16 protein-coding genes are annotated in these 20,712 nt (G+C 38.8%); 7 read left to right on the forward strand and 9 right to left on the reverse strand.

Annotation, left to right across the window (positions count from 1 at the left end):
• Position 1: 1 nt before the first annotated feature.
• On the reverse strand, positions 2-508 hold the full coding sequence (locus EHQ58_RS01245; protein WP_167883496.1) for a hypothetical protein: 507 nt from the start codon (positions 506-508) through the stop codon (positions 2-4).
• Between EHQ58_RS01245 and EHQ58_RS01250 the strand changes: the two genes are divergently transcribed.
• Genes EHQ58_RS01250 through EHQ58_RS01265 form a run of 4 tightly spaced genes read left to right on the forward strand, consistent with a single transcriptional unit; the run spans position 501 to position 5,172 of the window.
• Positions 501-1,868 carry a peptidoglycan recognition protein family protein gene (locus EHQ58_RS01250; RefSeq protein ID WP_246047015.1) on the forward strand — a complete coding sequence of 456 codons (1,368 nt, stop codon included), beginning with the start codon at positions 501-503 and terminating at the stop codon, positions 1,866-1,868. The two genes, EHQ58_RS01245 and EHQ58_RS01250, sit on opposite strands and share 8 nt — an antisense overlap.
• Positions 1,869-1,878: 10 nt before the next feature.
• Positions 1,879-4,536, forward strand: coding sequence for an aminopeptidase N (gene pepN, locus EHQ58_RS01255; protein ID WP_135621526.1), 2,658 nt, complete (start codon positions 1,879-1,881; stop codon positions 4,534-4,536).
• A 10-nt stretch (positions 4,537-4,546) separates the two neighbouring features.
• A complete protein-coding gene (locus tag EHQ58_RS01260) occupies positions 4,547-4,852 on the forward strand; it encodes a TRL-like family protein (RefSeq protein WP_135621527.1) in 306 nt (101 codons plus the stop codon).
• Between the two features lie 14 nt (positions 4,853-4,866).
• Positions 4,867-5,172 (forward strand): TRL-like family protein, encoded by a 306-nt coding sequence (locus tag EHQ58_RS01265; RefSeq protein WP_246047017.1) that lies wholly within the window; start codon positions 4,867-4,869, stop codon positions 5,170-5,172.
• A gap of 2 nt (positions 5,173-5,174) precedes the next feature.
• Here the strand turns inward: EHQ58_RS01265 and EHQ58_RS01270 are convergent, their stop codons facing one another.
• The 6 genes from EHQ58_RS01270 to EHQ58_RS01295 all read right to left on the reverse strand — a co-directional run bounded on the left by EHQ58_RS01270 (position 5,175) and on the right by EHQ58_RS01295 (position 14,804).
• Positions 5,175-6,116: a glycerophosphodiester phosphodiesterase gene (locus tag EHQ58_RS01270; RefSeq protein WP_135621529.1), complete on the reverse strand. Its 942-nt coding sequence runs from the start codon at positions 6,114-6,116 to the stop codon at positions 5,175-5,177.
• Positions 6,117-6,171: 55 nt separating this feature from the next.
• Positions 6,172-8,694 carry a delta-60 repeat domain-containing protein gene (locus tag EHQ58_RS01275; RefSeq protein WP_167883497.1) on the reverse strand — a complete coding sequence of 841 codons (2,523 nt, stop codon included), beginning with the start codon at positions 8,692-8,694 and terminating at the stop codon, positions 6,172-6,174.
• A gap of 98 nt (positions 8,695-8,792) precedes the next feature.
• The gene (fliG, locus tag EHQ58_RS01280; protein WP_135621531.1) at positions 8,793-9,806 is read right to left on the reverse strand and encodes a flagellar motor switch protein FliG; all 1,014 of its coding nucleotides are present in this window, start codon (positions 9,804-9,806) and stop codon (positions 8,793-8,795) included.
• 83 nt (positions 9,807-9,889) lie between these two features.
• Positions 9,890-12,148, reverse strand: a complete 2,259-nt coding sequence (locus tag EHQ58_RS01285; RefSeq protein WP_167883498.1) for a delta-60 repeat domain-containing protein — start codon at positions 12,146-12,148, stop codon at positions 9,890-9,892.
• Positions 12,148-14,223: a WD40/YVTN/BNR-like repeat-containing protein gene (locus tag EHQ58_RS01290; protein ID WP_135621533.1), complete on the reverse strand. Its 2,076-nt coding sequence runs from the start codon at positions 14,221-14,223 to the stop codon at positions 12,148-12,150. Before EHQ58_RS01290 ends, EHQ58_RS01285 begins: the two co-directional genes overlap by 1 nt.
• Complete coding sequence (locus EHQ58_RS01295; RefSeq protein WP_135621534.1) at positions 14,220-14,804, reverse strand: hypothetical protein; 585 nt, start codon at positions 14,802-14,804, stop codon at positions 14,220-14,222. The genes EHQ58_RS01290 and EHQ58_RS01295 overlap by 4 nt, the downstream gene beginning before the upstream one ends.
• On the opposite strand from EHQ58_RS01295, the gene EHQ58_RS01300 reads away from it, so the two are divergent.
• Positions 14,803-15,858 (forward strand): hypothetical protein, encoded by a 1,056-nt coding sequence (locus EHQ58_RS01300; RefSeq protein WP_210412766.1) that lies wholly within the window; start codon positions 14,803-14,805, stop codon positions 15,856-15,858. The genes EHQ58_RS01295 and EHQ58_RS01300 overlap by 2 nt on opposite strands.
• On the opposite strand, the gene EHQ58_RS01305 is transcribed toward EHQ58_RS01300, so the two are convergent.
• Both EHQ58_RS01305 and EHQ58_RS01310 read right to left on the reverse strand, forming a co-directional pair.
• Entirely contained in the window at positions 15,820-16,779 is a 960-nt protein-coding gene (locus EHQ58_RS01305; protein ID WP_135621535.1) for a M23 family metallopeptidase, read from the reverse strand. The two genes, EHQ58_RS01300 and EHQ58_RS01305, sit on opposite strands and share 39 nt — an antisense overlap.
• A 30-nt stretch (positions 16,780-16,809) precedes the next feature.
• On the reverse strand, positions 16,810-19,245 hold the full coding sequence (locus EHQ58_RS01310) for a sensor domain-containing protein (protein ID WP_135621536.1): 2,436 nt from the start codon (positions 19,243-19,245) through the stop codon (positions 16,810-16,812).
• Between the two features lie 238 nt (positions 19,246-19,483).
• Here EHQ58_RS01310 and EHQ58_RS01315 point away from each other — a divergent pair, with 238 nt between their 5' ends.
• Positions 19,484-20,032 carry an LIC20153 family lipoprotein gene (locus EHQ58_RS01315; RefSeq protein WP_135621537.1) on the forward strand — a complete coding sequence of 183 codons (549 nt, stop codon included), beginning with the start codon at positions 19,484-19,486 and terminating at the stop codon, positions 20,030-20,032.
• A complete protein-coding gene (locus tag EHQ58_RS01320) occupies positions 20,010-20,711 on the forward strand; it encodes an HmuY family protein (RefSeq protein WP_246047018.1) in 702 nt (233 codons plus the stop codon). Before EHQ58_RS01315 ends, EHQ58_RS01320 begins: the two co-directional genes overlap by 23 nt.
• Position 20,712 lies beyond the last annotated feature (1 nt).

Here is a 20,712-nt window from a genome sequence, read left to right on the forward strand (position 1 = left end):
CTTATTTAAGATAGCCGACATACTTTTGGTATTCTTTGTCTGAGCTTAATAGAAAGAATGATATTTGTCTAAAAATGGAGTAAACTCCGCGTTTTAATCCTAGTGAAGATGTCTTCCATGAAAGAAGTCTTTTCTCTCTTTCCTCAGCGGATAATTTTACCATCGGGGTGAAGGAAAAATCTAAGGCGATTGCAGCAAGTATAGAAGAAGGTAAACTCAATAACAACTGCAATACGCTCTCTGTTTCAATCGGATAGGGATGTCCGTAAATATATTTGTCTAAGGCAAGGCCTAAATCAAAATTAGGCACGGGGCTATCTTTTAGGAAGACTTCTTGCAAAGATTTAAAATTATGGTACGCTTCGGGTGATATACCGCGCAAGCCAGGGGTAACTAACCCGGGTCCGCAATTTACACCTTTTAAAGAAACAGCAGTTAGGGCAAAACATTTGAGAGCAAATTTAATAAAACGATTCCTAGAAAGTGTAAACGGTTCCAATGTGACCATCCTAAATCCAAAGATTAGATGTCTATTTTGTCATAATGCACTTAAATTTTCATTATTTTTACTACTTTTTACCTCATGTTTCCCTTTTTTTCGTAAGAAGAACTTACTCGTCGATATTTTGCTACCTGATGCAAAACCGATCCAACAATTATTGTCTCCAAACTCGAAACTTGAATCGGCAACGTCCCAACCAAGAGATCCAACAACTGTATCTGCGATCATCCTTCATTCCTCGGAAAAAAGAAAATTAACAGATTACATTCGTCTTTCCATGGAAAACCAATTCATGATTCATATAGGAATCGACAAAAACGGAATCGTTTACGCTGATCCCGACTTCTTAAAGAAGAGTTTTCTTGCCTCACCCGGTATCGACAAAGAGAGCATCCATATCGCCTATGAGGGAACGCAAGAAAACATCCTAGCAAACCAATCCCAATTCTCTTCCTTACGTAAAACAGTAGACCAACTATCCGAGGATTTGGGCATACCAAAATCAAATTTTGATATCATAGGAAAGCGCGGTATTTTCACTCACAATCAAGCGAAACGAAGGTTTGGTGGTTTCGTAGATTTTTCTATGTGTGGCGGAGAAAAACTCATAGAATTGATGCTTACCGAACTGAAAGGTAACTTTTATGATGAAGATCATTGGAAGGATCGGTATGAATCTGGATGGGTACTTAAAAAAGAGAATAAACAAAAATTACAAGAAAACTTTAATCCCACGAACGGCCGCGGAATCACGAAACCAATTAAATCAAGTATCAATAGCATCGAAAAAGATGAAAAGGGCTTTCCTATCGAATCCTATCGTGTCCGTTACACTCACAGAGGACGTATTGATCCCACCTGTATCGTGTTACACTATACGGCGATTCCAGATTATTTTCAATCTTTAAGGACGCTCGAAAATCGTAATCTAACCGCAACCTTAATGGTTGATAAAGACGGAAAAGCCTACCAACTTGTGGATGAATTGGAAGAAAGGGCCGCTGCAGCAACAGGCACAAATGATAATTGCATTCAAATCGAAATTGTTGCCCGTGATACGGCAGAACTTATCGCTCAGACGGCTCAAACAGAAAAAGTAAAAAATTTGGTTTTAGACCTGACTTCAAAATATAGAATTCCTTTAAACAATGAAGATATCGCTACTTTCTCTGGCATTTTTAGCCACACACAGGCAAAAAAAAAATGGGGTGGCTCTATATTTTTGAATGCTAAAGATTTTGATCCAGGAGAGGAATATATGGAATTGATCTTAAATTCGATTGGTGGAAAATACTTCTCGGAAACAAAATGGAAAAATAGAGATAGTTTCGATTGGGCAATCCTTTCAAAAAATTTTCAACCTTAGGATCTTAAAAATGAAGCGCGTTTTATACTTACCATTTCTCCTTTTCGCCATTTCATTTCTAATCAGCTGCAATTCGCAGAACAACGAATACCACCTAACTCAAAAGGAAGCCGAATATCGTGCTAGTCTCCTTTCAAATATTCATTACAATTTAAAAATTAATTTATCAACGGAAGATTTCTTTGAAGGAAATGTTGAAATCAGCTTTGATGTTTGGAAATCAGAGAAACTTAGATTAGATTATTTTCAAGGAGAAGTTCAATCCGTCGTATTAAATGAAGAACACCAGTTAGACAATATTGACCACACAAATGGATTTCTAATTATACCAGCACAAGATATCAAAAAAGGTAATAATAAAATAAAAATTAATTTTAAGACTCCTTATGCCAGAACTGGAAATGGACTTCATAAATTCACTGATCCTGATGATAAGGAAATATATATTTATTCCCAATTTGAGGCATTCCATGCAAATAAAATGTTTCCTTGCTTTGACCAACCTGACCTAAAAGCAACTTTCCAACTAACAGTTGAAGCACCGAAAAGTTGGAAAGTGATTTCTTCTAACAATCAATCATCTATTCTTCTTTCTACAAACAATCCAAATAGCATTCATACCTTTCCTAAAACAGAAAAATTTTCATCATACGTCTTCTCATTACACGCAGGCCCTTACCAAGTCTTCGAAGATTCGTATAATTCTATACCTTTAAAATTATACGTTAGGCGTTCACTGGCAAAATATATAAATCCCCGGGACTGGTTTCAATTCACGAAAGAGGGATTTGCCTTCTATGAAGGTTATTTCGACTTCGCCTATCCTTTTTCAAAATATGATCAGATCATCGTTCCCGAATTTAATTTTGGAGCCATGGAGAATGTGGGCGCGGTTACTTTTTCGGAAAGATTTGTATCGCGAGGACCTATGACCCGAGCACAACGGGAAAATTTGTCTGATGTAATATTACATGAATTAGCCCATATGTGGTTTGGAAATCTCGTAACAATGAAATGGTGGAATGGACTTTGGTTAAACGAAAGTTTTGCAACCTATATGGCGAGCCTAGCACAAGAACGAAATTCAGAATTTCATGAAACATGGGAAACATTTTTCGAAAAAATGAAGCAGTGGGCTTACGATGAGGACTCATTTAGTACCAATCATCCGATTGAAGCCAAGGTAGAAAATACCGAAGAAGCTTTCACGCAGTTTGACGGCATCACCTATGGAAAGGGTGCCTCCGTCCTAAAACAATTGGTCTTTTTTATTGGGGAAACGAATTTTCAAAACGGGGTTCGCACGTATCTTAAAAGATATGCCTACTCCAATTCGACCTTAAAGGATTTTCTTTTTGAACTAGAATTGGCCAGTGGGATCTCTCTACGGAAGTGGTCCAAAGATTGGTTAGAGACGAAAGGAACAAATGAAATCGAATTTGTCTCTGAATGTTCGGATCGTTTTTTAAAATGGAAGGTCATCCAATCAAAACCTGGAATGGAAAACAAATTTCGAGACCATAAAATCAACATTGGAATTTATAAATTCGATGCCAATCAGAAGAATGATTCTCTTCCCGCCTTGGTATATGATTCTTTTCCAATCATCTATACAGGCAGAGCCACAAGTTATGTTCAGGAAGTGAAAGATTGTCCTGATTTCATTCTGGTCAATGCCGAAGACCAGGACTTCGTAACATGGAAATGGAAGGATGTCGATCTTGAGAAAGTTAAATATATACTTAAGTACGATACAAATTCTTTCCGTAAATTGATGCTTTGGAATGCTCTCGCGCAGCAAATAGAGTTAGGTGAGATTACGTTTGAAGATTTCTATAAGACCGCAACAGAAATAATTCCGGGAGAAGAAAGTAGTAAATTGAAAAAATGGATTCTCGCCAATTTATCATCCGACAGAGGTTACTCTTATTTTACATCCCGATTTTGGTTTCCAAATGAGAAAAGAGATATAGACATTAAGAAACTTTCCACATTCTTATGGGAAGGATTGTCTCAAGAAAAACCGCAAACTGACTTACAAAAATATTGGTTCTCAGCCTTCCTTGATTCTACCTTTCTCAAAGAAGACCAAGAACGACTTTGGAACCTTTTCATAGGTAAAACAAATATCATAGGATTGAAGTTAGATCAGGACCAGCGTTGGTCCATCTTGATTAAACTTTCCTCATTAGGATATAAATCGGATGAGTTTCGGACTAGCATAGAAACAGAAAAGAAAATTGATACCAGCTCACGCGGAACTAATTCTGCCTTAAGTGTAGAAGCAACTTCACCAAGTATCGAGATAAAAACAAAATGGTTCAAGGAGTTAGTAAATCCAAAATCTTCTTCTCATTCCACTGCTACCTTGAGATCCGTTGCGTATCAATTGTTTCCCGTTTATCAAAAAGAACTGCAACTTCCATTCTTTAAACTATATTTAGAGGCTCTGGATAAATTTGATAAAATAGATGATGAAAACTATTTAGATGGATTTGCCAAAAGTTTAACGCCAGATTTTTGCTCGGCGGAGTCGAAACATCTTCTTTCAAAATTTGTAAACAGTCATTCTAAATTGCCAGCATCTATTAAAAAAACTCTCAAGAAACAAATCGATTTAGAAGAAAGATGTATCCTTATGAAAAAGAAAAACCTTAGCTTAAAATAATTTTTCTTTCATGAAACTTGTCTTCTATTTCCTAATGCTGGCATTAACCTACTCCTGCGCTTCCCCGGGTGCAGGACCAAAAGGTCAAATCTATTCAAATACAAAGATAGGTATTTACGCAACAGGCGAAAAGTCGACTAACGAGGGGACAGCTTGTACCCATTCCATTTTAGGTCTTTTTGCATTTGGTGACTCTAGCATTCATACTATAAAAGAAAAATCGGGTATAAAAGAAGTTACAGACGTTAATTGGCAAGCCAAAAATTTTCTGGGTCTATATGCATCACTCTGTGTAATCATTGGTGGTAAATCCTGATGAAGCGATGCCTCATGCTCTTTTTTTTAATGATTCATTGCCAGTGTATAAATTTTGGAAATCCGCAAGGAGTTGGTCCGACGGGAATTTTCTATAGCCATTATACTCTTGGGTACTCCGAAAATGTTACACCGGAGAAAGATACAAAAGTGGGAAAAGCCTGCACCAACCGAACATTCTTTCTTTATACATCAGGTGATAGTAGCATTGGTGCAGCTGCTCGAAACGGAAATATAACAGAAATTAAATCAGTAAACAAAGAGGCTTTGAATTTTCTTCTACTCTATTCCTCTTTGTGTACAATAGTAACCGGAAACTAGATTTATTTTCTAAATGTTGATTCCAAAATATCTGGGTAGTCAGAAATGATTCCGTCAACTCCACATTCTTCTAGTCGTCTCATTTCTTTCGATTCGTTGACTGTCCAAGGAATGACTTCCATTTTTGAGGAATGTGCCGATTGAACAAAACCTGGAGTCACAAACAAAAAGTAAGGTGAAATAATATTTACTTTAATCTCATTTGCAGTTTTCAAGATTTTATCTCTGTATCCATTTCCAAGTCCAATCGTCATTAAAAATCCTTGAAAATAAGTGGGAGCGAAAAGTGCACTTGTTCTTATTTTTGAATTCTTCTGCTGTACGTAAGGAATCGTTCTCATATCGAAAGATTGAATTGTAGCTCTTTCTACAACTTTAGCTTTCTCTATCGCAGATATTAAAAGATTGGTATGCTCTTCAACTAACACATCGGCTGCAGATCCATCGTCTGGAAACTTGGTTTCTATATTAAAGTTAAATTTCTGCTTCGATTGTTTTTCAAATTCGCTCACTTTTTGAAAAAATTCTTCCAATGAAAGCAGTTTTGTTCCAGGAACAGGAGACTGTTTTGGAAAAGAGGGATTTTTTTTCGTTCCGCAGTCCAAAGCTTGTAATTCCGAAAGTGTCAGTAGGTAGAGAGATTTCTTTTCAATGTTTGATCCATCAGCATTTTGACAAATGATCGGATTCGTATCAGAATCATGGTGGATTACAATTTTTTTATCTTTCGTTAAGACAGTATCCAATTCAAGGGTAACCATTTTATATTTCATGGCTTCCTCAAAGGCAGGCCATGTATTCTCGGGTTTTAATCCTCTTGCTCCTCGATGGCCCTGCAAATCCAAGGTGACGCGCATTCGATCAACCTTCTGAGGCGTAGAACTACAATTAAGGACAAATGCTAGAATTAGCGAAGAAAGTGTTAATGATACAAGTTGTTTCATCAGATCTCCAAGTAGGAAAGATCATACATTGAAATGGCTTCTTGAAAACAATTTTTTAATTTTTCCAAGCCCCTGTTGAAGCATCAATCAAGGCTAGTCCACGAGCATCATAGGTTGAATTCACTGCATTAAAATTTCCGACGACGATCAATTGATTTCCATAAGGTATAATTTGGTTCACTATGTTGTCAAACGTTGGTTGAAATGTATCCAAACTTCGATCACTTAAATTAACTCTCGCAAGTCCCTGCCGTGTACTTCCCAAAATGGATGTAAAATCTCCTACAATATAGAGTAGGTTCTTACCATCATCATGAAATAAATTATAAACATTTCCTACAATGTTTGCGTTAAAAGTGGAAACAGAACTCAAATTTTTATCGATCGAAAACAAATTGGTCCTCGGTGATCCATTGATATTACTAAATATTCCTGCTACAAATAATGTATCGCCAATAAGTAAAGTTTGAAGAAAATACGAGGCTGTAGCAGAAGAAAGGTTCAACGATGTAGGTGTACTATTTCCAATATCAAACGCTGCGATAAAATTTCTAGAAAGTCCTCCGATATTCGTAAAGACTCCAGAAGCATAAATGCGATTATCATAAATTCCTAAATCGAGTACATTATTGGAGGCACCTCCAGTCGGATACCAACTTTTTAAACTTCCGCTGCTTCTGTCCAATTCAGCAATACGATTACGAGTTGTCCCGTTGATCGTAGTAAAGTTACCTCCTACAAATATTGAATCGGTATTTGCTACCATGGCCGTTGCCGGTTGATTTATATTTGGTGCCCATGATGTTAAATTACCAGTATCTAAATCAAATTCCGCCAGATTATTTCTCGAATTGGAGTCTGCCGAGGTGAACTGACCAGAAAAAATCAAACGTCTTTCATATTGATATAACTTTTGAATCGTCGCTCCACTTGAAAACTTCGCGTTCCAAGGTAGAGGAACTCCAGAATCTAAATCAATGGCCGCGGCAGCTATCCTCTCTATGTAACCGAATGCATCAAACGATCCTCCAAATAAAATAATATCTCCCCACTCATACACAGTTGTGAACATACTATTGCTATTCAAAGCAAATGATTTCATTTCCGCCGTACTTCGATTGTATGCAGCAATATTAATTCTTGCCTGTCCATTGAGAGATGTAAACGGCCCAGAAACGTAAACTGTATCGTTTGTAACACCTAAGTAATAAATTGGTTCATTTGAACTGTTTGGAGGATTCCAAGACGTAACCAATCCTGTTGAAACATCCACAGCTCCAATATTGATCCGAGATTGACCACCGATAGCGGTAAAACTTCCCGATAAATACATAGTATCGCCATACATAACGGCTGCCGATAGGCTTGTTCCCGTTATATTTGGATTCCAGGTAGTGACTGTTTGTGAGGCAATATCTATACATGCAATGTTTAAGCGTGCATTTCCATTTATTGTTGTAAACGTTCCTCTCACATACGCCTTTCCATTTGAGACCATTACACCAAAAAGAAAGGAGGCACCTGAGACAACGGGAGCCCAGGTATTATCAAAGGAGAGCATCGATATGCTAAACCTTCCCAATCCGTTAACTGTTGTCCCATTAATGGATGGAAAATTTCCTGCAGCATATAAATAACCACTATTAACTGTAAGCTGCCAGATCTTATTGCCAATGCTGGGATTAAAAGAGGAAATGATGGAACCGTCACTCGGACTTAATGCAGCAATATAATTTTTGGCAATTCCATTCACTGTGGTAAAATTTCCACCTATGAACAATTTTCCATCACTTAACACCATGGATTCGATCTTTGCATTTGTGGATGCATTCCAACTATGGAGTGTACAATCAGATTTTATCCTCGCAATGTTATTACGTGTTTGTCCAAGTATAGTTGCGAATTCACCTGCTACAAATACTCCACCTTCGCCATCGGATATAATGGATGTTATGTCTAAACCTCCTGATACAGGATAAGCTCTAAAATAATTACATTTAGAAGGTGGAGTTAATGTTTCTGTAGCCTTCGATATAGCTCCTATAGCACCTGTTGGTGGTGTAACAAAGACAAAAGATCCTCCCATGTACAATTTGCTTCCATCTAGGGAAATGCGATAGTCATTCCCAGGATTAGGCTTCCACAGGGAAAATGGCAAGAGTTCACAATTGATGATCAGTTCATTTTTTAAAGAATCCGTGAGCGTTCCCTCAGGTTTGTTTACGGAACAAGATTGTGTGTCTGGTTGACCCGACACTGTTAATGTATAAGTCTCTCCCAGACGTAAGCTTTCATCATATTCAAATTCACCATTCGTAAGAATGGTTTTCTCTTCCTCTCGATTATTTTTGATTTTGAGAATGCTTGAGTATCCAAGACCTTGCACCTTTCCTGCTAGCTTTGTCAAACCTAACCCTTGGTTCCCTGCTTGTCCTGAGCCAAAACCTGGAATTCCACAAAATGTGGTGGGGTCGTTCGTCACTGCTTTTACAATCAAGGATAAAGTTAGCCCCAAGGTTTTGGGATCGCAGGGATGGTTCAAATCAGGCGGTTTACAATTGCCACTGAACAGAAACATGCAAATGTTCAGGAATACTAATGTTCTACGGGCACCAAACATGATGACCATTCTTAAAAATGGTCATCAGAGGTCGATCAAAGTGTATGCGTATTCTATTATACGACGAGTTCGTCTTCGCCCGCACGGGCAACCACAATCTCTCCCGCTTCCTCGAGTTTACGTATGATATTTACAATTTTTTGTTGTGCATCTTCGACGTCTTTCAATCGCACAGGTCCCATAAAATCCATATCTTCTCGGAGTAGATTGGCGGCACGCTTCGACATGTTCTTGAAAATCTTATCTTGCACTTCCGAATCCACAGACTTTAACGCTTTCGCTAAGTCTGTGTTATCCACTTCTCGCATAACCTTTTGGATGGCACGGTCATCGAGCAATACGATATCTTCGAAGACAAACATCCGTTTTTTAATCTCTTCTGCTAGTTCTGGGTCTTCTTCTTCCAGGGCTTCAATGATTGTTTTTTCTGTACCCCTATCCACAAGGTTTAGGATTTCGACGACTGAATCTATACCTCCAGCAGACGTATAGTCTTCAGAAGCAAGAGTTGATAATTTTCTCTCTAGCACGCGTTCCACTTCGCGCAAAACATCTGGTGATACTCGGTCCATGGTCGCAATACGTTTTGCAACTTCTGCTTGGATCTGATGTGGTAAGTTCGAAAGGATATTCGAAGCCTTTTGAGGATCAAGATACGATAAAATTAAGGCAATGGTTTGCGGGTGCTCACCCTGGATAAAGTTGAGTAGGTGAGCTGGGTCTGTCCTTCGGATAAAGTCAAACGGACGAACTTGTAGCGAGGATGTTAATCGATTGATGATATCGATCGCTTTTTGATTCCCGAGGGCTTTCTCTAACAAGCCTCTAGCAAAGTCGATACCACCGTTAGTGATGAATTCCTGTGCCATCATGAGTTCATTGAACTCGACGAGCACCTTTTCTTTATCTTCAGGAGTGATCTTATCTAAACGCGCAATTTCGAATGTGATTTGCTCAATCTCATCTTCACGTAAATGTTTGAATATCTCGGCGGCTACTTCATTGCCTACGGCCACGAGAAAAATGGCCGCTTTCTGTCTACCAGTCAGTGAAGGTTTCTTATTGAGCATGAGTTCTGTCTGAAATCCTGATTACTAATTGTATCGGCGAGAATTCTAAAAAACAACAAGATTAAAATTCTAAGTTTTTTCCACTATTCTGAGAATTGTATCAATCCTAACCCCATCTGAGTTTTAGAATTCAAAGTCGAAAACGTGCCACCCACGCTAAAGGTTTTTTTTCCGATTGTTTGCAAAGTATTGATTTCCCTGTTACAGCTAGGGTTGCTCGCACTAACAGTTGTCGCTCCAAAGCTATATTGGGCAAGACCCCCAAGGGATGTCTCTCCCGACGATACCATACTTCCACCGACAACCATTCGATTTTCTTTTTTGAGGATATCACGAACGAGACCATTTACAGAAATTTCCGTTGATACAATTTGTTTCACATTTTCGCCCGAGACTGAAACCAAACCATTGATGGGTGTATCTTCCCAGCTTGTCAAATTTCCCATGATATAGATACGATCTGCAATCTTAGTTATTTTTTCAATGCTACCAACAAATTTAAAATTCGTATCTTTGACTTGTCCTGTTAAACGATCAATAAGGCATAGTTGGTTACAGCTCACGTTCGAAATCTTTGTGAAGGAACCTGCGCACAAGTAGTCACCTCGGTATACAATGCAAGACTTGACATCTCCATCTGGCAAAGCCTGAAACTCTCTAACTAAAGCACCTGATGTCGGATTTAATTTCGCAAATCTCGGTCTAGCATTATTACTTATCAATTGAAAATTACCCGCTATCAGTAAGTCACCATCCATATTGAATACTTTGTTCACGGTACCATCAATACTCGGAAAAAAGTTTTGGTCTACTTCACCTGATACAGGATTGATTTTTGCTAAGTAACGTTGACTCGAGGAACCAATGCGAAAGAAACTTCCTCCCAAAATGATAGATGAGCCAAAACGCTCACCTGATTTCATAAACCCTCCCGTCGGAAATTGAAGATCGACGTCGGTTATTTTGATTTCTGTTAAATTAATCCCCGCAAAGTCTTTACGGCTGGCACCGCCGATCGATTGAAAGCTACCACCGGCTAACAAATTACCATCTTTGACGAGAAGTGAACTCACGGTTGATGACGGAAACGGATTGAAAGTAAAATCTAAATCTTTTTTGCTAGGATCAAATTTTATCAAGTTGGAACGAATACCTTGCGAAAAAGATACTGAAAATTGTCCTGCCAGATAAACAAATCCATCATTGAGTTCACAATCTACGATATTGTTGGCGCTAACAAGGGACGGAATTTTATAATTCGTATCAACGGTTGCTGAAGCTTGGCTAACTTTTAATAAACCATTCAACCCCCCATTGCTCGAAAATCTTCCGCATGCATATAAAGATCCATCCGAAAGATTTCCACTCGCGATCAATTTTACAACGTTATTATTTGTAGCAGAAAAAGTAAAATTCGTACCAAAGCCTGCATCCAAAGTTGGCACTCCAGAGATATCAACGGATGCCAAGTGTGGTCGAACAGTAGCAGCGACGGTATCAAATCTCCCACCTAAAAACAAGCGAGTTCCATCGCTTGAACCAGCTAACGCATTGATTGAAAATGAAGTTCCTGTGATGGAAATGCTCCAAGTACTGTCGATTACGCCTGTTAAACTATATTTTGCGAGTCCAGTCCTTGTTTGCCCGTCAATTGTCGTAAAAAAACCGCCAAGATAAACTGCAGATCCAACCTGTGTAACGGAAAATACTGAATTGGTGGGAGTTGTGGCCCTCGACCAAGCAGTATCAACTGCGTCCGTATTTAGATCAATCGCCGCAATCCCACTCGTGGTGGCATTTCCGTCAATCGCATTGAATGATCCGACCAAGATCATCTTATTATTGGAAAGTATGTATCCGGTTCGAATTTGACCATTTACTGACGGAGCAAATGAAGAGATTGTTCCATCTGCATTGATTCTTGCAATGTTCGTCCGGGTCTGGTCATCGACTGCAGTAAATAATCCAAGGAGGTAAGTCCTTCCTGATCCGTCCACGAGGATCTTATTCACTTGTGTGCCCGTAACTAGGATTTGTTTATTCTTTACCAAAGATCCATCTGAGAATTTTAATTCCGCATATTTATCTGTAGGGAATCCAATCGAACCAAACTCTCCGATAACGTAGAGACTATCGCCAATTCTCACTTGAGAGGCGACGACACCATTGGTTTGTGGAAATGCAACCGTACTCGGGTCAATATCTGTTTGCGGTTGCTCCGTGGTGGCACCTAAATTTAGGAATGCCAGTAGAAATAGTAGCTGGTTACGTGGGTCATCTTTAGATCCTTTTGTAAAGGAACACTGAAGGCAGATGAGTAAGAATAAAAAATAGATTCTCATCATTGAAATCCCTTATTCGGAGTCGAAATGATACTCATTCGATCTCCGATTGCGTAGACTGTTCCATCTGGATTTGCCGTTACAGAAGTATAACCCAGACCAAATATAGGTGAATTAGATTGAGACCAAGATAAACCACCATTACGGGTAAAGTACATCCCTTGGTCGGTAGCCGCCCACCCATCGTTGGCATCAAAAAAATAAATGGACCGAATTATGGGATCTTCCAGACCTATCGGAGTTTGTTTTGTCCAACTTATGCCTGCATCTATGCTCTTGAAAAGATAGTTGTCTGGAAAATTTGTGACGATGTTGAATCCCATAGCATAACACAAATTGTCAGTCGGACATACTACATCAGCAAAATTTAGGTTATTGAAATCTGTGGACGTCCATGTCACACCACCATTCGTAGAACGTTTAATGGCTGTTACCGAATGATTGCTAGTTGCTGTACCGAGAACTCCAATCACTATATTTGAATTTCCGGGAAGCGAAACCAAGCGACGGACTCCAGGATATGTTGAGTTTGGTGTGGAGGGTGACGCCCAAGTCGTACCGGAATCGGTCGATCGCACGCTATATCCACCAGCAAAACCTACGACAATCGTACTTGCATCCAACCATAGACAGCTTGTAACGGCATTTGAACTTGGAACAACGCCAGCCGTAAGATTCGCAGGAGTAATTTCTGTGAAGGTATTTCCCCCATCCAGAGAAATGGCGGAGGAGGCAGAGACTCCACCAAGGAATACTTTTGTGCCATTGCTTGAAGGACACATAACCGTTCGGCTGCTTATTGCCGTCGAATAATTTAATGGAGCATAGGTATTAAAATCGGAAGTCGATTTAAAACCAGGTTTGTTTGGTGAACTCTGATTCGTATGAAAAAATATTTCTCCATTCGAGAGAGCCTTAATGCCTTCTCCCGTCTGCTGTCTATGATTTGTAGATTCCAAAGTAAGTGATCCGCCATTGTCATTCGATTTGATAAGTAAACCACGCAATCCAATAACTGCCACGCTCTCGTTTGCTTTATGAATGAAAGTTGGAGCTCCCCCAATAAAAGCGGATAGCTGAAGAAAAGAAGTAAAACTTGCCGCATTATCATCAGATCGATATAAGATCGGAATATTTGGTGCCGTGGAGGTAAAGGCAGCGGCGAGAATTTTTTGGTCAGTTAGATATTTAATCACGCGAGTACCTGTCGGAGCGGATGCGAGGGCAGTCCAGGTGATTCCGCCATCCGTCGTCGTCTTTGTAGCTAATGTTGGAAAAGGGAAAACCGCGATTCCCTCAGTCGTATTTCTAAAATCCAGCGACAACAGAAAGCTAGGTTCCGAAATTGCAATTTTATTCCAGCTCACACCATTATCGAAAGACCGATAAAGAAATGGAGTCGTGCCGTCAATTAGTCCATATGCAACCAAAGTTTGGTCGTAATTGCTACCCAGTTGATTCCAAGTTCCAGAGTCAAGTTCGAGGAGACTCGTCCAACTCGCCCCTCCGTCTTGCGTCCGCATAATCCGCGTTTTGCTGTTCGTAACTCCACTTACGGCTTCCGTCAATAGGATTCCGTTATTTGCATCAATGAAATAGATACCAGAGAAATTTCCAATCAAATTGGTATTAATATAACGGCGCCATTTCCTTCCGCCATCAATACTGACTGCAATATTTTGAGCCTCCCCCACGATCCAAACTTCATTGGCTGTCCGAAAAGAAACGGATCTCCACAAATTTGAAAAGCCTGCGTCTACGGTTACCCATTCATCATCTATTTTATCCTTACGTAGGATGACGCCAAAACTTCCAACGGTTACGAATGCACCCGAGCTACTTTGTGCAATCGCTCGTAAATCCGATACAGTCGGTCTGGCAAAGACTTCTTTCCAAATTGAATTTCTAGATCCGACATCTGGCGGCAGATAACAGCCCGCATTATAGCATCTCAAAAATACTGTTGGAAGAAAGGAAAAAGCTCCACCATCAGAGGAATTATTTAAACCCGGAGGCTTACACATAACTAGCATTAGGAAAAGTAGTGATTGATATGTACAAATTAAATTCTTCATTCTAATTTCTGGATAAAAAACGATTTCAGACCTTGGAGAGATTTCTCGAGCGCTTCTATCTTTTCTGTGATTTGGTTTTGGTTTTGGAGTATGACATCATTTTTTGCATGGCAGATGGCCATCATTTGATGATAATCCGAAGATAGCTGTCCGAGTGCTACCTCCCAATTTCTAGGTTCAATGCGCCTTTTGGCAAGGCGCCATTTTTGGTAATAACTGAGAGCGTAACTTCCGATTCCGAAGGCATGCAAAGGCAACAAAATGTATAAACCGGAGAGTAAAATCTTCACATAATTGACGTTTTCGGAAAAAAGGCCCCAAAAATAGGCCCAGAGTGCCATGAGTAAAATGACAACAATACTTAAATTGGTTTTTGGGGTGGTGGGAGAAACAGAATTGAATAGTGAAAGGAAGATGACAGAAAAGAGTAGTAACAGGAGAACTTCCCAAGGTACAATTGTAAAAAAAAGATCCCAGAATTTCTGAAAGTTTTCCCAGCTCTGCTGGAATTGATGAATGGAATTTTGCAAATCTAAAATTTGCTTTTGGATTTTTTCAAAGAATTCGAAGACACCTGACATGATCCAACTAATAGATGATTTATTGAATCGGGCAAGATATTTCTTATTTAAAATAACAAATCATTCAACTACTTTGATAGTTATTTTTGCTTATATTCTCATCAGTCTGCCGTTTTTCATTTACCACGAATGGCACCTACCTTGGCATTATATTACCTTTCTTAGCCTTTTTGCTGTTTTGCTCGGTGGCATCCTTATTTACGGAACCCTATTTTTGATTCAGAGATATTGGAAAGAACCCTACCATCCCTTAATGGAAATTGGCGCGCTTGCCATTTTCGTTTTTGCCTTATGGAGCTCCGATGTTTTTATTTTTCGAGCAGGCCGAGTATTTTTCTTTATGTTCATGTTTCTTTTAATACTCGTTCGCTTATTGAAAATAGACTTTTTTCTTAAAATATTATTTGCAACGGTTCTGCTAGTGGGAAACGGTTTGCTTTCTTTTCGAGGATTGCAAGGTGTAGAAATCGCATCTTCATATTTGCTTTTTAAAAATAAGTACAATTTTGAGGAAGTTGATCTAAACAATTGGAAAAAAACAGAAAATAACTATTGGAATGATGAAATCAAAATCGGCTTTAGTCTTGCAGAGGAGTTCATATTTTACCTTCCGAAAGATCTGGAACTAGAGAACAAAACAGGTGCAGGCCAAATAGCAGGCATCATCGGGTCAAGTGATAATGATCCGAATCGTTATCCCTTCATTCGTTTTTTCTATTTTCCATCATACGTACCCTTTGAATTGAATCAAGCGACTCAAGAAATTTCTCTTTTGTTGAAGATGCAAGTGAGTAAAGAAGAAATAGAGGACCTACAAGAAATAGCAACCGAAGAAAAAGCTATACCAAATTTGGGTAGTAAATTCTGGACGTTTTATGATTCACTGCGGCCGCGTTATGCGAAAACTGGCTTCATTTTGATTGAAAATCTATCACACGATAAAATTTTAATGCACATCACAGAAAATCTAGAAAAAGGCCAAGATCACGAACCCGGCATCGAAAGCATCTTAAAATCATTTATCTTCAGTGATACTGTGAAGAGCGATAATTGAAAGAGGATCTACAAGCGTATCTGAAATTTTTGCTCCCAGATGTAAATGTGGTCCCGTAGACATTCCCGTTGAACCAACAGTGCCCACCATTTGTCCTTTTCTAATTTTATCTCCGACCTTTACTTTGATTTCATCCTGATGCATATAAAAAGAAAAGATTTTATTCCCATGATCAATAATCGTAAAATTACCTTCATAATACATTTTCTGAGCTAAAACTACAGTACCATCTTGAACGGCATAAATTGGAGTGCCTATTTTTCCTCGAAAATCCACTCCTCCATGGGGACGACCTTTCTTATTATTGTAATCACGTCTAACATAGAATCGGCTTGTAATGTGGATATTGTCCAAAGGATTTCTGAACCTATCGTTAAATTGAAGTTTGGATTCAGAAGCGAATGCGGCTTCTTTTGCTTTTTTACATTCCTTTATAAATTCCAGGGTTTCAGGAGATAACTCTTCCGTTACATACTTATGATCTACCGTAATTGTATGTTTCTTGATCACTTGGAATTTTGTTGGCTCCAGATCTATCTGATAGGTTTTTGTCCCTCGTTTTACGAAAAATATTTTGGAATGTATGTCTAGGGTCATGGGTCCACCAGAAAAATCTGGAGAGATCGCAAAGAAAGCTATAAAGCTATTAGCTTGTTTAGTAAGCGTTACGTCTTTTCCCATCCAAACTACTTTGAAGGATTCATTAATCCACTTACGATCCTTAGGCGTTAATCGAAAAAATATTGCTTCTCCGCGTCCAAAACGGCGTGCTTCCAAAAGAAGGGTGAAATTTTTCTCCTCTTTTTTAACATAATAATTCGAAACTTTTACAGAGACATTTTTCGCTTTTGCCTTTTTGGCATCGGCACTAAGAAGATGAGAAGTAAAAAGTATAAGTACGCCTAGTAAAACAGATTTCATTAATTAATAAATCGGCTAGGAGATAAAAATTTACGTGTTAATTTTTCTGACAAATACCTCAAATTCGGAAATCGGAAGAGGTTTGCTATAGAAGTAACCTTGTATGATATGACAGCCAAAGCTTTTTAGAAGGTCTCGTTGGATTTCTGTCTCAACTCCTTCGGCGATAACTTCCATTCCAAGAGAAACTGCCATATTTATGATTGCTCTACAGATAGCTTGGTCGTCTTCATTCGTTTCAAGATCGATAACAAAAGAACGATCGATCTTAAGATTATCTGCATCTATTTTTTTCAAATAGGAAAGGGAGGAATAACCAGTTCCGAAATCATCAATCGAAACTTTGATTCCAAGATCAGAGAGATACCGGAATGCTTCGATACTCTTTTCCGGATTTTCCATGATGGAACTTTCCGTCAATTCTAGCTCAATCTCCTCATCTTTGATTTGAAACTGTTCCAATGTAGCTTGTACCTTTTGTGCCCAATTGTTTCGTTTCAATTGTTTGCCACTAACGTTGATACTAACGTTAAATCCGTTTAAGTTTTGTTGATTCCACCTTTGCTTATTTTTGCATGCCTCTTCCAAGACCCAATCACCAATGCGTTCGATCATGCCCGAATCTTCTGCTACAGGGATAAATTCCGAAGGCGGAACCCAACCTCTTTCCGGATGTTTCCAACGAATGAGTGCCTCAGCGCCGCATACTCTACCAGTTTTCATCGATATCTGAGGTTGGAAAAATAACGAAAGTTCATTGTTTTGAATGGCCTTTCTGAGTGAATTTTCTATGTATAAACGTTTTTCGGATCGTTCAATCAGCTCGGGACTATAAAATCTATAATTATTTCTTCCGAGATCTTTTGCTTTATACATCGCCATGTCTGCATTTTTCAATAATTCTTGCGTCGCCAAACCGTCTCCAGGTGACATGGCAATTCCCATACTAATCGTTGTATATAAATCCCTTCCAGTTATATGGAATGGTTGACTTAAAATATCTAATATCTTTTGAGCAAATTCGGCTGCCTTTCCTTTGTTTTCAACATCAAGTTTTAAAATCGCAAATTCATCACCACCAAACCGCGCTACCGTGTCAACTTCTGGCATAATCCGTTTTAAACGTGCTCCGACCATTTGTAAGAGCATATCACCTTTCGCATGCCCGAGACTATCGTTGATAAATTTAAAATTATCTATATCAAAAAAATAGAAGGCGAAAATATCATTTTGCTTATTAGGGTTTTTTAAAGCTTGATTCGCATGATCAATAAATAAAGTACGATTTGAAAGTCCTGTCAATGCGTCGTAATAAGCTAAATAGGAAATCCTCTCTTCCGCTAACTTTCTGTCGGTGATGTCGATTCCATAGCTGATGAAACGTCTAGTTCCCGCTTCCGATATCGGAATGTATTTTCTCAGAATGTATTTTTTTACATCATGTTCATCGCTGATCATCTCTTCGAATTCTACAATATCATTTTCTTTACTGGCTCGTTCTAGATGCGTTCGACGTACCTCCGCAAAGTCGGGAGGAAAATTCATCTTCATTGCAAATTCGTAGTCGGTCTTCTTGTTTAGCCATTTTCTAATTTCTTGGCTCGTCACTAACTTTGGATTTGAATACTCATATCTAAATTTATTGTCTAAAACCGAGATATCCGAATCGATATTGTCCAAAATAAATTCATAAAATGCTTTTTGAGATTTAACCGCTTCCTGAGCAATTTTTCTTTCCGTAATATCTCTAAATGTAGCCCAGATCGCCATTTTTCCATTTGCTGGAAATAAACGAAAAGAGGATTCCGTAGGTATGATCGGGCCCATCTTTGTTTGAAGCGCACTCCCTGCGATCAAACTCCCTTCAAATTCTGCATCTACATCAGAGGAAACAATGGGGAGTAAAATGGAAAAATCTTTGCCCAATAATTCTTCTCTATCATACCCAAGGGCACTTAATGCCTGCTTATTGATTCCGATGATTTCCTTTGAAGAAGGATCAACCTGAACGAGTATATCTAAAGATTCCTCGAAAACATTTTCCAAAACTGCGATTCTTTCTTTCATCCTATCAAATTCGAAAGAACGATTCATATCGGATATGAATCTCTCCGAAAAATCGAGCATCATCTGCAACATCGTAATCGAGTACAGTTTGGCGCTCAGGAACATTCTTGTAGGATGTGCAAAATCCAATAACTCTTGTTCGGTTAGATCATTGCTAGAAAGCAAGATATAAGGAATTTCTGGGTAATTTTCGAGTAAAAACTTTTGTTTGTCTCTGATTGCTTCATCGAACCACAGAAGGACAATCGAAGAGGTTTTGTTATCGATGATGAAGGAGGAATCGAGATGTGTTAAAGACACAAGTTTTGTTTTTGTTAAATCTTTTATGTCTCCTTGAATCCTAGTATATAACTCACTCTGGTTTCGTTCTAAATACACTGTAAGTTCAAGAAAAGACATGTAATTTGAATCTTTGACGAATATTTCTTTTCATTACAATTGATTTTTTTTATTGTCCGTGTTGGTAACAGATTTTGTGTTTCTCATAGTCTTCTTCTCGTTAAATGACCTTAAGAAAAGAGCCTTTTCTTCTGTGTCATGGAAATGTCTCGGGAAACAAAAAAAATGTGGGCAGAAATAAAAACGAATTTGATTCTCACTCTCAATAAAAAAGTATGGTTACAAAAAAGGATTACTTATGAACACCAAAAGAAAGACACTATGCCTTCTGATCGCTCTCTTCGCATTCTCTGGATGCCAAAAAGAGGAAAAAGACGACAGCACGACAAATACTGCCTTACTACTCGCCCTATCCTCCTCTGGCGGAGATTGTGTTGTTAATACGTCGAGCAAAGGCGCGATCAATACATATGTAACAGATCTAACGGCTTCTGGAGCTTCGAAATCTGGAACGATTTCAAAGGTTGGTACGGTCCCAGTAGTCGCTCACCAGACCTCTGCTCTAAAATTTACGATTACGGCTTCTACCATCGTAACGATGACGGGCAATGCGTTTGGAATCTTATACAAATCAGATTCTTGCCCACTCGCAGCCGCGGCGGCATTGAGTTATAATTCTGGTTTCACCACAGATGCGGCAGATTCAACCTCAGAGTTTCCTACTTCTCATAAAATCGTTACTTCTGCAAGAACAGTGATTACGGTTCCTGGAACCTATTACTATTTCTTTTATGCGATTCCATCTCGAAGCCAGGCTGCTACGATTGGATACACAATCTCTCCTTAAAAAGATGATTCGAATTTGTAAGTATCTTTTACTTATCTTATTCTTCTCATTCGTTGGGTGTGCTCGTGAACGCGGAAGTGTTTCCGAGCAAACACAACTAGCCAATCAATATGCGTTGCAGATTTTAAGAGCCGCTGATCCGAATACGTTGGATAAAATCGTGTATTCGCGTGCAGATACGGAAGGAACAACGCTTACTCGAATCAATGCTACAAATTTAGATTTTTATATCTACTTCAACTTTCAAACAAATTCTCAAGTGCCACAATCCTTGGCATCAAGCACATCTTGGGATATAGCGTTCAATCGCTATAAAATATCCACAAACAGCGGCAGTACAAACGCCTCGGGATTCGGAGGGGCCTGCTTATCTAACTCCAATACAGTTTCTATCGCAGCATCAAATTCTCAAAACAATCAGAATTGTATGGCAGATAAATTTACGATTGATGGTCGGTCTACTACACAAGGTGTAGGCGGAGCAGTAGGAGATTTTATAGGTAACTCGCTTCTTACAGATTGGTTTAATTATGAAATAGGAAATTTAACCACGAAAGGCAATGTCTATATAGTTCGAAGCGGAACTGGAAATAGTTATTATGCTGTGAAAATGGAAAGTTATTATAGTGAAGCAGGTACATCTGGCTATCCAACAATCAGATGGAAAAAACTTCCCTAAT

The organism is Leptospira ognonensis, assembly GCF_004770745.1.
GTDB lineage: Bacteria > Spirochaetota > Leptospiria > Leptospirales > Leptospiraceae > Leptospira_A > Leptospira_A ognonensis.

Excerpts from the sequence above, each read along its gene's own strand:
- EHQ58_RS01260 (WP_135621527.1), top strand. The coding sequence starts at position 4,547 with ATGAAACTTGTCTTCTATTTCCTAATGCTGGCATTAACCTACTCCTGC.
- EHQ58_RS01315 (WP_135621537.1), top strand. The coding sequence starts at position 19,484 with ATGAACACCAAAAGAAAGACACTATGCCTTCTGATCGCTCTCTTCGCA.
- EHQ58_RS01245 (WP_167883496.1), bottom strand. The coding sequence starts at position 508 with ATGGTCACATTGGAACCGTTTACACTTTCTAGGAATCGTTTTATTAAA.
- EHQ58_RS01270 (WP_135621529.1), bottom strand. The coding sequence starts at position 6,116 with ATGAAACAACTTGTATCATTAACACTTTCTTCGCTAATTCTAGCATTT.
- EHQ58_RS01310 (WP_135621536.1), bottom strand. The coding sequence starts at position 19,245 with ATGTCTTTTCTTGAACTTACAGTGTATTTAGAACGAAACCAGAGTGAG.
- EHQ58_RS01275 (WP_167883497.1), bottom strand. The coding sequence starts at position 8,694 with ATGTTTCTGTTCAGTGGCAATTGTAAACCGCCTGATTTGAACCATCCC.
- EHQ58_RS01295 (WP_135621534.1), bottom strand. The coding sequence starts at position 14,804 with ATGTCAGGTGTCTTCGAATTCTTTGAAAAAATCCAAAAGCAAATTTTA.
- EHQ58_RS01305 (WP_135621535.1), bottom strand. The coding sequence starts at position 16,779 with ATGAAATCTGTTTTACTAGGCGTACTTATACTTTTTACTTCTCATCTT.
- EHQ58_RS01290 (WP_135621533.1), bottom strand. The coding sequence starts at position 14,223 with ATGAAGAATTTAATTTGTACATATCAATCACTACTTTTCCTAATGCTA.
- EHQ58_RS01285 (WP_167883498.1), bottom strand. The coding sequence starts at position 12,148 with ATGAGAATCTATTTTTTATTCTTACTCATCTGCCTTCAGTGTTCCTTT.
- pepN (WP_135621526.1), top strand. The coding sequence starts at position 1,879 with ATGAAGCGCGTTTTATACTTACCATTTCTCCTTTTCGCCATTTCATTT.
- fliG (WP_135621531.1), bottom strand. The coding sequence starts at position 9,806 with ATGCTCAATAAGAAACCTTCACTGACTGGTAGACAGAAAGCGGCCATT.
- EHQ58_RS01265 (WP_246047017.1), top strand. The coding sequence starts at position 4,867 with ATGCTCTTTTTTTTAATGATTCATTGCCAGTGTATAAATTTTGGAAAT.
- EHQ58_RS01300 (WP_210412766.1), top strand. The coding sequence starts at position 14,803 with ATGATCCAACTAATAGATGATTTATTGAATCGGGCAAGATATTTCTTA.